This is a genomic window from Streptomyces sp. NPDC050448, from assembly GCF_040655295.1.
Classification (GTDB): domain Bacteria; phylum Actinomycetota; class Actinomycetes; order Streptomycetales; family Streptomycetaceae; genus Streptomyces.
The window spans coordinates 1-12,250 of sequence record NZ_JBFAJR010000080.1 but is presented as its reverse complement, the minus strand read 5'-3'; the positions used below and the strand labels follow the sequence as shown (position 1 = coordinate 12,250).

The 12,250-nt window shown below is 67.4% G+C and carries 10 protein-coding genes and 3 pseudogenes; 3 read left to right on the top strand and 10 right to left on the bottom strand.

Going from position 1 to position 12,250, the window contains the following annotated elements; all coding sequences use genetic code 11:
- Positions 1–31: 31 nt before the first annotated feature.
- Together AB0I68_RS38240 and AB0I68_RS38235 are read right to left on the bottom strand one after the other, a co-directional pair.
- Positions 32–784 (bottom strand): IS3 family transposase, encoded by a 753-nt coding sequence (locus AB0I68_RS38240; protein ID WP_363182057.1) that lies wholly within the window; start codon positions 782–784, stop codon positions 32–34.
- Between the two features lie 5 nt (positions 785–789).
- Positions 790–1,116, bottom strand: coding sequence for a transposase (locus AB0I68_RS38235; protein WP_161180487.1), 327 nt, complete (start codon positions 1,114–1,116; stop codon positions 790–792).
- 448 nt (positions 1,117–1,564) lie between these two features.
- On the opposite strand from AB0I68_RS38235, the gene AB0I68_RS38230 reads away from it, so the two are divergent.
- Together AB0I68_RS38230 and AB0I68_RS38225 are read left to right on the top strand one after the other, a co-directional pair.
- Complete coding sequence (locus tag AB0I68_RS38230) at positions 1,565–2,446, top strand: NmrA/HSCARG family protein (protein ID WP_363182055.1); 882 nt, start codon at positions 1,565–1,567, stop codon at positions 2,444–2,446.
- Between the two features lie 327 nt (positions 2,447–2,773).
- A complete protein-coding gene (locus AB0I68_RS38225; protein ID WP_363182054.1) occupies positions 2,774–3,466 on the top strand; it encodes a restriction endonuclease in 693 nt (230 codons plus the stop codon).
- Positions 3,467–3,653: 187 nt separating this feature from the next.
- Here the strand turns inward: AB0I68_RS38225 and AB0I68_RS38220 are convergent, their stop codons facing one another.
- Both AB0I68_RS38220 and AB0I68_RS38215 read right to left on the bottom strand, forming a co-directional pair.
- A complete protein-coding gene (locus AB0I68_RS38220) occupies positions 3,654–3,818 on the bottom strand; it encodes a hypothetical protein (RefSeq protein ID WP_363182053.1) in 165 nt (54 codons plus the stop codon).
- Positions 3,819–3,841: 23 nt separating this feature from the next.
- A pseudogene (locus AB0I68_RS38215) lies at positions 3,842–5,078 on the bottom strand (IS256 family transposase).
- A 352-nt stretch (positions 5,079–5,430) separates the two neighbouring features.
- Between AB0I68_RS38215 and AB0I68_RS38210 the strand changes: the two are divergent.
- Complete coding sequence (locus tag AB0I68_RS38210) at positions 5,431–6,261, top strand: IS5 family transposase (protein WP_363182051.1); 831 nt, start codon at positions 5,431–5,433, stop codon at positions 6,259–6,261.
- Positions 6,262–6,608: 347 nt separating this feature from the next.
- On the opposite strand, the gene AB0I68_RS38205 is transcribed toward AB0I68_RS38210, so the two are convergent.
- The 6 genes and pseudogenes from AB0I68_RS38205 to AB0I68_RS38180 form a co-directional block, all read right to left on the bottom strand.
- Positions 6,609–7,346 (bottom strand): hypothetical protein, encoded by a 738-nt coding sequence (locus tag AB0I68_RS38205; RefSeq protein ID WP_363182050.1) that lies wholly within the window; start codon positions 7,344–7,346, stop codon positions 6,609–6,611.
- Positions 7,347–7,567: 221 nt separating this feature from the next.
- Positions 7,568–9,568 (bottom strand): hypothetical protein, encoded by a 2,001-nt coding sequence (locus AB0I68_RS38200; protein ID WP_363182049.1) that lies wholly within the window; start codon positions 9,566–9,568, stop codon positions 7,568–7,570.
- A 233-nt stretch (positions 9,569–9,801) separates the two neighbouring features.
- A pseudogene (locus AB0I68_RS38195) lies at positions 9,802–10,354 on the bottom strand (transposase); the annotation flags it as partial.
- A 224-nt stretch (positions 10,355–10,578) separates the two neighbouring features.
- On the bottom strand, positions 10,579–10,947 hold the full coding sequence (locus tag AB0I68_RS38190) for a hypothetical protein (protein WP_134068552.1): 369 nt from the start codon (positions 10,945–10,947) through the stop codon (positions 10,579–10,581).
- A 412-nt stretch (positions 10,948–11,359) separates the two neighbouring features.
- Entirely contained in the window at positions 11,360–11,857 is a 498-nt protein-coding gene (locus AB0I68_RS38185; RefSeq protein ID WP_363182048.1) for a transcriptional regulator, read from the bottom strand.
- A 78-nt stretch (positions 11,858–11,935) separates the two neighbouring features.
- Positions 11,936–12,157: pseudogene (locus tag AB0I68_RS38180) on the bottom strand (IS3 family transposase); the annotation flags it as partial.
- Between the last annotated feature and the right edge of the window lie 93 nt (positions 12,158–12,250).

The window sequence follows — 12,250 nt, the reverse complement described above, 5'->3', positions numbered from 1 at the left end:
GGACACCCGTGGGGTCAGTCGTAAGCAAGAGTCAGACCGCCTCGGCCGGGGCTACCCGATCCTTGCGGGATCCGGTGCGAAGAGACTGACAGTCGTAGGCGTCGCCGACCGAGCCGATAGAGGCGGCGATGCCAGCAGCGTCCAGGTGCTCGGCGAGCCGGAAACTCGTGTATTGCGACCCGGCGTCCGAGTGATGGATCAACTCTCCCGGCTGGATCGGGTGTTGGTCGCGATCGCGTTGCCAGATCGCCATCTCCAGGGCGTCCAGCACGAAGACCGTCTCCTTCACAGTGGCCGCGGACCAGCCGACGATCCGGCGGGAGAAGGTGTCCACGACGAACGCCACGTAGACGACGCCGGACCAGGTCTTCACGTGGGTGAAGTCCGCGACCCAGCAGCGGTTCGGGGCGTCGGCGACGAAGTCCCGGTCCAAGAGGTCCGGGGCCCGGTCGGCCTGGCCGCCGGGGAGCGTGGTGATCACGCGTCTGCCGCGGACCGCTCCGGCGATGCCGAGCTCTCGCATCAGGCGTTCGACGGTGCAGCGGGCCACGGCCTGGCCTTGTCGGTTCAGCTCCCGCCAGATCTTCCTCGCCCCATAGACGCGGTAGTTGGTCTCGAAGACCTGCTGGATCAGCTCCTTCAACTCGCTGTCCCGCACGGTCCTGGCCGACGGCCGGCGATTGTGGTGGGCATAGTAGGTGGAGGGGGCGATCTTGCAGTCGTGTGCGGTGAGCACACGGCAGATCGGCTCGACACCGCCGAAGCGGCCCTTGTACTCGTCGATGAAGGCTACGAGCGTGTGTGTGGCCGGTCGAGCTCGGCCGCGAAGAAAGACGCCGCGGCCTTCAGGATCTCGTTCGCCCGCTTCAGCTCGGCGTTCTCCTTCTTCAGCCGCTTCAGTTCGGCTGATTCCTCGGTGGTCACGCCAGGACGGACGCCGGCGTCGACCTGGTCCTGCCGGACCCACTTCCGCAGCGTCTCGGTCGTGCCGATGCCCAGTTTCTGGGCGACCGCTTTCATCGCGGCCCACTCGGTGTCGTACTCCGGCCGCACCTCGGCGACCATCCGCACCGCACGACGGCGCAGCTCAAGCGGGTACTGGGAAGGACGTGCCATGACTCGATCCTCTCAAATGATCGAGTCCCTACCGAACCCGGAACGGTTCAGTGACCGTGGTGGACGCAGCCACAGAGAGACTGCTCAACTGATCAGGCAACGGGCTTCCTTGGTCGTGCTGGGTGTCGTAACCGCGTCACTACCAAGGGGCCCGTTCTTTCATGCCCACGGCCGCACCCGAACCTCCGTCCAGATGATCACCCGCTGCCGCACACCTCGAACGAAATCCGGTTTGCCACAACGCACTGAGCGTTTCAGTTGGCTCTTTAGCGCCCAAGTTGGCCCGCTGAGCGTGATGGTTGGCCCGTGGAGCGGGGCAACGAGCAGCCTGGCGGCCATGATGTAGATCACAGGGGCTGGACCTCAATCTTGGTTGAGGGGGCAGGGTTCTGGGCACCGAGGGATGCCACTTAAGGCCCCCAGGACGTGCGCTATCGAGGAGCCTTAGATGTCTGACAACCGCGTCATTGTGGTGACTGGTGCGACTGGGAGGCAGGGTGGCGCCACCGCGCGCGCACTGCTGTCTCGCGGCTGGACGGTGCACGCACTGGTCCGTGACCCGAACAAGCCCGAGGCACTGGCGCTGAAGGAGGCCGACGCCGTCCTGGTCCGCGGTGACCTGGACGATGTGGCATCGCTGGATGCGGCCCTGCGCGGCGCGTACGGCGTGTTCAGTGTGCAGACCTTTGCTGGACCGGACGGCTTCGCCGGCGAGATCCGGCAGGGTGAGGCCGTCGCGGAGGCGGCCGCCCGCGCGGGTGTCGCGCACTTCGTCTACAGCTCGGTCGATGGCGCCGACCGCCCCGGTCAGGTGCAGCACTTCGCCAGTAAGGGCGAAGTCGAGCGGCACATCACGGCGCTCGGTCTGCCCGCGACGATCCTGCGGCCAACCTTCTTCATCACCAACTTCGAGCACCTGGGCCCCCAGTGGGTGGACGGCGAGCTCACGCTGACGATGGCGCTGGCCCCGGACACGAAGCTCCAGATGATCACCCCGGGCGACATCGGAGGCATCGCCGCTGACGCATTCGACACCCCGGCCGACTACCTGGGGCGCACCGTCGAGATCGCCGCAGACGAGCTGACCGGCCCGCAGTTGGCCGAAGCCTTCGCTCGCACCGCCGCCCGTCCGGTGCGCTTCACCTCCCAGCCGATCGAGCAGGTACGCGCCCACAGCGAGGAGCTGGCCGCCATGTTCGACTGGTTCAACACGGTCGGCTTCAAGGCCGACCTGGCGACGCTGCGTGCACAGCACCCCGGGCTGACGTCCCTGGAAGCGTGGGTGGGCGAGTACTGGTCAGCGCCTGCAGTACCGGCCTTCGTGGCCTGAGACACGCGTAACCAAGATTGTACAGACTGAGCGCTTCAGTTGGCCGATCGGGCCAACTGAAGCGCTCAGTCACAGTGCACCACGGACTCCTCCGGTGGGCAAGCCTCCTCTCTCGCCCCTTCGGGGACTGGGCAAGCCTTCGGGCAAGCCGCCCTGAGGAGGGTGGGTGGAGATTCCCACCATCCGGTGGGACGCGGCCGCCCACCCGCCAGCTGCCCGCGGGCCGGTGAGCGCCACGACCTGCTTCAGGAAGGCGCGTCCATGTCCGGACGTCGAAACCCGACCCGCACCCCTGCTCGACGACAGCCAGGACGAGGACGTCGACCCGTGCGCCGTCGCAGAGGAGGGCCCGGCATCGATACCGCCGGCCTCCTGGTGGCCGCCGCGCTCGCGTCCGTCCTTGTTCCGCAGGCCCGGCAGTGGCTTCAGCTCCACGGCTCCGACATCGCCGCCGTCGCCGTCGTGGTCCTGGCCACCGGAGCGCTGATGCTGCTGCTCGTGAAGGCCGCGCGGCGTGGCGTCTCCGCGTGGACCGCCCGGCGCCGGCGACCGGACGGCTGGGACATCCGCTTCCTGGACGGCCTTCATCACAGTCAGTTCGAGGAAGCCGTACGGGACCTGATGCGCCGCGACGGGGCCCACGACGCCGTCCGGGTGGGCGGCGCCGGCGACAACGGCGCCGACGTCAAGGGGACCGACCCGGCAGGCCGCCGCTGGGTCATCCAGTGCAAGCATCGCCGCGACGGCGCGGCCGGGGCCGCAGTCGGCACTCCGGACCTTCACGTCCTCAACGGAACGGGCCGCCCCGTCCACGGCGGCGACGTCGTTCTCGTCACCAACGGCAGGATCACCGCGCCCGCAGTGAAGTTCGCGCGAAGCCAGCGGCTGCACCTGGTAGACCGGGCCACCCTCAACGCGTGGGCCAGCGGCACGTTGCCATTGTGGGAGATCCTGGCCGACCTGCCGGCGCCGCTGCGCACCTTCCCGTCATCGCGAAGTGCGCGTCGGCTTCAGCCCTGATCGACCGCGCCCTCGAAGCTTCCGGAGGCATCTCGAAGGCGGAGGAGAACCGGCTGCGGTCCAGTCGGCGAGCAGCGCGGTACCGGGCAGGCCCAGCACAGCCACACGGCGCCGAGGAGGGGGACGCGGCCGATCCGAAAAAGCGGGAAGCCGGACCGCTTGGGCGGCCCGGCTTGTCCTATCGCCGTCAGATCCTGGTGCACAGCTCCTCGACGAGTGCTACAAGTTCCTCGGCGGAGAGCGCTTGGGCGATGCTGTCGGCCTGCTCCTCCGGCGTGGCCCCGAGGTGCTGGCGCAGGCTCAGTGCGGATTCGTTGATCGGGCGAGTCAGTGACGTGCTCGTCTGGGTCATGTCCCCCTTCGTGGTGTAGCCGATCACTCGGTGGGCGCGTTGGTGGCGTTGGGTGGTGCGGGGGCGCCTTCGGGGAGCTCGGTGGGGTATATCTCGTCCATGCTTCCCTCGGGGAGGTAGCGGCGGGGAAGGCGATCCATTCGTCGTGCAGTTCGAATAGCACGGCTGTGACCAGTCGCAGGAGGGCGTCGTCGTTGGGGAAGACCTGGACGACGTCGGTGCGGCGTTTGATCTCGCGGTTGATCCGTTCGAGCGGGTTGGTGGACTGGATCTTCTTCCAGTGCCGCTCGGGGAAGGCCGCGAAGGCGGTCAGGTCGTCCTTGGCGTCCAGGAGCATCTGTTTGACCTTGGGGAACTGCTTGCCGAGCATCTCGGCGACGGTGTCGAGCTGGGCGCGGACCGCGTCCTGGGTGGGCTGGGCGAAGACCGTGCGGATGGTTGCGGCGACCATCTCGGCCGCTTCCTTCGGAATCACTGCGAAGACATTTCGCAGGAAATGAACACGGCATCTCTGCCACGCGGCGCCGAGCATGACCTTGCGGATCGCCTTGACCAGGCCGGAATGACTGTCGGACAGGACCAGGCGGACCCCGGTCAGTCCGCGTTCACGCAGGGAGCGCAGGAACTCGGCCCAGAACGCCTCGGTCTCGCTGTCGCCGACCATGACGCCCAGGACCTCGCGGCCGCCGTCCTCGGTGATCCCGGTGGCGACGACCACGGCGCGGGAGACGATCTGGTGGTTCACGCGTGCCTTGCAGTAGGTGGCGTCCAGGTACATGTAGGGGAAGCGGCTGTGGTCCAGCGGCCGGGTGCGGAAGGTCAGCGGCTCGTCCAGGTCCGCGCAGATCCGGGAGACCTCGCTCTTGGAGATCCCGGTGTCCGCGCCCAGGGCCTTGACCAGGTCGTCCACCGACCGGGTGGACACGCCATGGACGTAGGCCTCCACGATGACCGCGTACAGGGCCTGGTCGATCCGTCGTCGGCGCTCCAGCAGGCTGGGGAAGAAGCTTCCGGCGCGCAGTTTGGGGATGGCCAGCTCCAGGTCGCCGGCCTGGATGGTGAGCGTTTCTCGCGGTGCCCGTTGCGCAGGGCGGTACGGGCCTCGGTGTGCTCGTTCCAGCCGGCACCGATGCGGGCAGCGGCCTCGGCCTCGATCAGCTCCTGCAGCATCCGCTCGGCGATGCCGCGGACGAGTTCGAGTCCGTCTGCCGAGCGTAGTGACTCCAGCAGGCGTAATAGGTCAGACTGGGACAGGGCCACCTCGCACCTCCGTCATTGAACTGGCCGTTCACTACAGAGAGTTGCACGGTGGCCCACCTCATGCGCAGAGAGCGCGAGCCCTCCATGGGTGTGCGCCCGGCGAGCAAGCCCGCGCACACCTCACCCTTGATCGGCTACACCACATGGCGGGACACCATCGGGCATGAAAGAACGGGCCCCTTGGTAGTGACGCGGTTACGACACCCAGCACGACCAAGGAAGCCCGTTGCCTGATCAGTTGAGCAGTCTCTCTGTGGCTGCGTCCACCACGGTCACTCCTGGGTGTGACTGCTACGTGCACCGGTTCGGTTCGATCGCTCCGGGGCTGCGGGCAGGCTGTTATCCGAGTGACATGACAGATGCGGAGTGGGCTGAGGTCCGCTCCGCGATGCCGGTGCCGGCCTGGCTCCTCAAGCGAGGCGGGCGTCCGGAAGCGCACTGCCACCGCGAGATACTCGACGCGGTGCGCTACCTCGTCGACAACGGCGTGAAGTGGATGGCCATGCCGGTCGACTTCCCGTACTGGCGGGCGGTCTACGACTTCTTCCGCCGATGGCGGTCCTACGACTACGTGCGTGAGCTGTACGAACGTCTGCGCCGCACGGCGAGGGAACGTAAAGGCCGCAACGCCGAGCCCACTGCGGGGATCCTCGACAGTCAGTCGGTGGACGCCTCCGAGACCGTCGGTGAGGACAGTCGCGGATACGACGGCGGTAAATCACGCGACGGGCGCAAGCGCCACATCCTCACCGACACCGAGGGCCTGCTCCTGGAGGTCACCGTGACCACAGCGGACGTCCACGACTCCAAGGCCGCCCCCACGCTGCTGGAGACATTCATGGACCAGCCGGGCCGGCTGCTGAAACTGGTGTGGGTCGACAGCGCCTACCAGGGTCCGGCGCTGGCGAAGGCGTTCGCACGCCACGGAGTCCGGATCGAGGTCGTGCGCCGATCCGACGGACAATGCGGATTTGTCGTACTGGCCCGCAGGTGGGTGGTGGAGCGCACGCTGAGCTGGCTCTCCCGCTCACGCCGCCTCAACCGCGACCACGAACGCCGCCCCGATCACCACCAGCAGATGGTGTGGCGGGCCGCCACGATCAGGCTGTCGCGCCAGATGGCCGGCGATGCCCCGCGCTGGCCGGAGAAGCGTCCCGACCGACGGCCCCGGGCGCGGGCATGAACCGGCCGTTGCTCTCCCGCACCAGCCAGCCCCGCTTCTCCAGCGCGTAGGCACGGTGACGGATCTTCTCCACCTCGTTCTTGATCTCCGCATCCCGGCCCACCACGCGCGTCAACTGCACCCCGCTCACCGGCCCCGAAGCCGCCACCACCGCGGCGAACACCTCCCGATAAAGGCCGCTGAGCACCTCCTCACCCATGCCCGACCGCCACACCGGCGGCCGCTCGCCATACTCCGCGCCCAAGCCGCTCGATCCCCCAGCGGCAGCCACCTCACCACGATCGAGGACGGGTAGACAAGCACACGAAGCTCCTGGCGGACACGGGTGATCTTGGTCGAGAACCCGTCTACCAGGAGCTTCGTCGTTGCGTAAAGCCCTTGACCGCCAACAGCCCTGCATCGCGGTCAGGTTGGAAAAGGCTCAGTGAGGAGGTTCCGTGTCCGTCGCCGGCGACGTAGGACAGCTTGGTAGTGCCGGATTCGTTGGTCAGGACTGCGATTTTGACGCTGGCGATGCTGTAGGAGCGGGTGGCCCACTTCTTGGCGCCCTTGACGTGGACCTCGTTGGGTCCGCTGTAGAGCACCGTCTCGCCAGCCGGGTCCCGGCGGATCAGGAGTTCACCGTCCGCGTCGTAGACGTAGTCGGTGGCAGTGGCGCCCTCCGTAGTCTTGGTGAGCTTGCCCTCCGCACCCCAGTTCAGAGTCTGGGAGGTGGTGCTGCCCGGGGTTTCGGCACGCTTGGTGGTATTGCCGGTGGCGTCGTATGCGTACTGGGGAGTGAGGCCGAGGCAGGTGGCGCCGGTGGTGGTGGCCGCCAGAGCATGCGGGCGGGCCGGGTCGTAGCAGTACGTACGGGTTGTCGGAGTTCCGGTGTTGCTCTTCTCCGTGGCCCGCTGCCCGGAGGCGGTGTAGGTGTAGCTGTTCCAGTACGGAGCCGCGCCGTCGAGGTTGGACGCAGTGCGCCCGGTGGGATTGCAGTCTGCGGTCTGGGGCCGTGGTGCAGTCGGGGTTGCTGGCGATGGTGCGCCCGCTGGTCGGCCTCGCGCACCGGATGCGGTGCGGGGTCGCTGCTCCGGGAACTTCACGATCGAACGCGTCCTGCACGCCCGGTTCGGCGACTCCCGCCGCGTCCACGGCAACGACATCCAGGCATACTCCTGCGCCCTCGGCTGGCACCTCGCCGGGGACGAACTCAACTACACCCTGCGCGGCTGCGGCGCGTGTTCTCCAGCAGCGGTGCCGCTGCTGGAGAACACGCGTGTGGCGAGGCCCGATCACGCTCGGATCGGTCTAGCGGAACGCTGGATCACTCGCCATGCCGTTGCTTTCCATCGTGCTGCTTGCCGACGATGACGAGCCGGCCCCTGGCCGTTGCCGACTGGTGGGTCTGGTCCCCTCTGTAGGTGACGATGTATCCGTGACTGTTGATGATCGACTGCACGCCGTCCTTCGGCTTGCAGGTCGCACGCCCCCTGCGGTCGGTGGTGACGATGCACAGCACCTTCGAGCCCGCGGTGAAAGTGAGGCGCTGCCCCGAGAGCGGCCGGCCGGTGTCGACGTCGGTCAACGTGGCGGTGGGATACGGCGGCACCAGTCGCGGATGCGGGTATTTCTTGACGTATGCCGGGGTGGCCCCCAGCTTCGTCTGGTGGGTCAGGCAGCCCGGCAGGACGAAGGAGGCGATCCGGGTGTGCCAGTTGCCGAGGCCGTTGGCCGGCTGGTACTGGTTCGTGTACCACAGTGTGCAGTCGTCCGACGGGTCGACGGCCATGGAGGTGTAGTCACCCCAGCGGAACGCCGCCTCGGGGAAGTCGTCGAACTGCGAGCCTCCGCCGTTCACCAGGGTGGTCTCACCCGTCGTCAGGGTGCCCAGCGGATCGCTGGCCCGACGTCCGGCTACCCGGATCGACGGGTAGCTCGCGGCAGACGACTGCGAGTACCCGACCGCAATGTTGCCCACCCTGTCCTGGGCAATGGAGCCCATCCACCGGAAGGTGGCATCAGGGGCATATGTTCCCTGCTGGTGGACGACCGGGTTGCCACCGGACAGACGCAGCTCGTACCAGCGCACCGCGGCCGAACCGCCGACGTCCACCGAGTGGTTGACCACCAGGGACTCATGGGTTCCGAAGTTGCGGTAGGCGAGGCGGTACATCAAGCGATCGGAGAGTGACTCCAGTTGCTGGCTGGTGCCGCCTTGTGGGATGCACGCAGTGTCGGGGCCCGCGTTGGGGCAGGCGATGGTGAAGGGGGCGACGGGGAGAGTGCCAGGGCCGGTGAAGGTGGAATTGCCGGGGTTGGCCCAGTCGACGTGGAACTTCCAGTAGGCCAGCGAGTTGTTCGAGGTCCCGTTGAGCCCCATCAGCAGGTTCGGCGCACCCGCGGGAGGCGGGGTGGAGCCGTCCAGGTCGGCACCCAGGAGACTGCCATGGCCAGGGTCGGTGTAGAAGCACTGCTGAGTGGCAAGCGACCCGTCCAGCATCTGCGCGCGGTCCAAGGCACAGACCTCGGCGCCCAGGAAGTTGCCGTTGGACGGGTTGAACCTGTCGAAGGTGAGGTAATAGGCGTCAGGCCACACCGAGAGCTTCGGGTAGTCGTTGAGGTCGGCGTAGACGAAGGAGTACCGGCTGTAGGTGCCGGTCGCGTCCGGGCTCGTGGAGACGGCCACACACTGGACGAAGGGTCCCTCCAGGGTGCCGGCGAGCTGGGTGATGACCCAGCGCTGGGCTAGGTTGTCCCAGCGCACGACGGCGTCACCGGCGCTGGTGTTCTCGCAGGGCCCACCGAACGCGTCCCACAGCGCATTGGTGGGGGTCGGCGGCAGGATGGTGCTGCCGGTCTTGGAGTACACCGCGAAGGCGAGGTTGACGGTTTCGACGACCTGCGTGGCGCCGACCGAGGCGTTCGGGTCTGGCGGAACCAATGGCTCCTCGTTGCTCTCCGCGCCGATGCCATCGAAGTTGACGATGGTGGGAACCGCCGCCGCGCGGGCCCGGTGGCTCTTCTGCACGACCGGGTCCGTCACCTTGGCGGCCGACGGGTTTGGCACCTCCCTGACGGGGCGTGGGCCGGGCTTGCTCACCGGGGCCGCATGCAGGGTGCGCAGAGGCGGCGAGGTATCGTGATGTACTGCGGGACCTGAGTCGTCGGAGGGCCGCACGGCGGCGCTATTGGTGGCTGGCGCGACTGTCGCGGCCTGCGCCGCCGGGACCAAGGCGAAGCCGGTGGCCACCAGCACGGCGGCAAGCAGGGACGGAAGTTGGCCGAATCTTCGCAACGCATCTCCTTGCAGGTGATTGGCCGCCATGTGATCCAACAGGGCTGTGCTGCCCAGACAATCCGTGACGGCAAATCACCTCATACAGGACATGACATCCAGCCACTCGCCCGTGTCGCCGCGACCAGTGCGCGGATCACCCGATCGGCCGCCTTCATCGAGTTCGCGGAATGGGGCACGCGTCACCCTGCGCGAGCTCTACCCCTCGTGCTCGACCTGGTCGACAACCATCCAGTCCTCCGCAGCTGATGGCGCGCGAGGGGCGGCCGGTTCTGCCACTCTGTCATCCCGTCCATGACCTTGTCGATGATCGTCGAGATGGTTTGCTTGGACACGCTCGCGCCATAGACCTCGGCCAGGTGGGCGGAGATGTCACCGTGCGTCAGCCCCCGCGCGGACAGGGACAGCACCATCTCGTCCACCCCGGTCAGGCGCCGCTGGCGCTTCTTCACGATCTGCGGCTCGAAGCTGCCCTCGCGGTCGCGCGGCACCTCGATCTCGACCGGCCCGATCTCGACCGGCCCGATGTCGGTCAGCACGGTCTTGGGCCGGACACCGTTGCGGGAGTTCCCACTGCCAGCGCCGGCCGGGTCGTGCTTCTCGTAGCCGAGGTGGTCGGTGATCTCGCCCTCCAGGGCGGACTCCAGGACCCGCTTGGTCAGCTGCTAAAAGCAGGCCGCCCTCGCCGGTCAGCTGCAGGCCGCACGCTCGGGCCCGGTCGACCAGCTGCCCGATCAACTGGTCGTCCAGCAGGTCCGCCGCCAGCTCGGGCCGGACCTCTTCAACCGCCTCGACCGAGACAGTCACGTCGCTCATCAGGTGCTACTTCCTTGATCGGGAGTTACACCGTTGACCGGACCCGCACCGGGCCAGCCGAGGCGGTACTCGCCCACCGGTGGGCGAGTACCGCGCCGGACCCCTCACCCCTCTGCCCCACAACCGCGCCCGGCCAGCCACCGGTCCCCAACCAGGACCGCTCAACGGGCCCGGCCGCGCTCGGCCGGACAAGCGCGCGGGCGGGCACGGTGCGTCATCGACGGTCAGGAGACACGCTTGAGCGTCCAGGCGTTGTTGTTGAAACCGGAGTTCGGGAAGGCGACGCAGGCGCTGCTGTAGTACGAGGCGGTCTGGACCCAGCCGACGGGGTAGTAGGTGGAGCCGCAGGCCTGGACGACGGTGCCCACTGGCAGGCCGGTGAGCTGCTTGATCTGCTTGATGTTCGGGGCGAAGTTCTGGGTGCCGCAGCTCGGGCTGTTGCCCCAGTTGACGTCGACGTAGCCGACGGGGGTGGCGGTGCTCGCGCAGGTCGTGGTCACGTCTCCCGGGGCGGCCTGGGCGGGAGCAGCGGTGAGCGCGAACATCGCCGCGGCACCGGCGAGGGCCATGGTGGTGGTACGCAGACGGTCCACAGTGGTCTCCTTGGATCGGAAAATATGCCAGTCGGCAACTCCAGCCATTCCTACGGCTTGACCGAGGCCCACGACAGCAGGTTTCCGGCCCGGAAGATCACGCCACAATCAGGCGAAGGCGTACCCATCGAGGGACGGAGGGCGGCGAGCCGACGGCCGCAGTCATCGACTCACAACCCCTGCGGGCCCCTCGAAGAACGCCCGGACATGTGACCCCAGAGTGAGCAGGCGCGATGGCGGGGATCTGGCAAGCAGACGCCAGACACACCCGACAGACACCGCACCCCGCTGTCCAGCGACAACGCATACCGATGACACCGAACACACCGCATCAGAATGTCACCACCAGAAGCAGACCCACCCCTGACCAGCCACAACGACAACAACCCTCGGCGTCGCAACTGCACAACACTCAACCAGACTGCGCAGCCCGACCCGAAGCTAGGAACTCCGCAGGCCAGACGACTGGCAGCGCCGCTTCCTGCACAGATTCAGTCCCACCCACCGCCCATTCCCCGGGAGGATCCGGCAGCTCAAGCCAGTCGAACTGGATCTCCTCGCCCGGAGGGTGCCCGATGATCGCCACGTCACGACCCTGCGTTGAGTGGCAGGGATCGCAGTGCGGCCGCACGTCATACCGGCGAAGGGCACGCGTGAACGTCGAATAGCCGCCCCGATACCCCAGCTCCACCATCTCGTCGAACAGGGCGGTCGCCCACAGGTGCGGATCGTCAGCCAGCCGCTGGCGGCAGTACTCCAAGTACGGCACGAACTCGTCCGCGGCCAGGCGCCGCTGCCCGGCCTCCTGTTCGCCGTTCAGGTATGCGCGGATGGTCTTGCGGTCACGCCCCAGGTGCCGGGCGATCGCCGAGATCGTCCAGCCCTGACGACGCAGGGCATGTGCGTCCACGTCTTCCTCCCGCGTGAGCATCCGGGCCTCCGAACAGGCCGACCGTCAAGCTGAACCGTTCCGGGTTCGGTAGAGATCTCAGATGTTGGTTGTGACCTGGGGTTTCGTGGCTGCGAGGTAGTGGTTGTTCTCGTATTCGACGGGTGGGACGTGGCCTATCTCACCGTGGAGTCGTCGGTGGTTGTACCAGTCGACGTACTCGGCGGTGGCGAGTTCGACGTCGGGCAGCGTCTTCCATGGCCGTCGGGGTTTGATCAGCTCGGTCTTGAACAGGCCGATCGTGCTCTCCATCAGGGCGTTGACGCTCCTATAGTTGTCAACTGGCCGTATGGGGTGTCTGCGGGGCGGGTCGGAGCAGGTGGTAGACCTCGCGGATGACGTAGCGTTTGAGGC

Bases quoted from the DNA above. Each gene is read 5' to 3' on its own strand.
- AB0I68_RS38220 (WP_363182053.1), bottom strand. From the start codon at position 3,818: ATGACCCAGACGAGCACGTCACTGACTCGCCCGATCAACGAATCCGCA.
- AB0I68_RS38210 (WP_363182051.1), top strand. From the start codon at position 5,431: ATGACAGATGCGGAGTGGGCTGAGGTCCGCTCCGCGATGCCGGTGCCG.
- AB0I68_RS38230 (WP_363182055.1), top strand. From the start codon at position 1,565: ATGTCTGACAACCGCGTCATTGTGGTGACTGGTGCGACTGGGAGGCAG.
- AB0I68_RS38200 (WP_363182049.1), bottom strand. From the start codon at position 9,568: ATGGCGGCCAATCACCTGCAAGGAGATGCGTTGCGAAGATTCGGCCAA.
- AB0I68_RS38235 (WP_161180487.1), bottom strand. From the start codon at position 1,116: ATGGCACGTCCTTCCCAGTACCCGCTTGAGCTGCGCCGTCGTGCGGTG.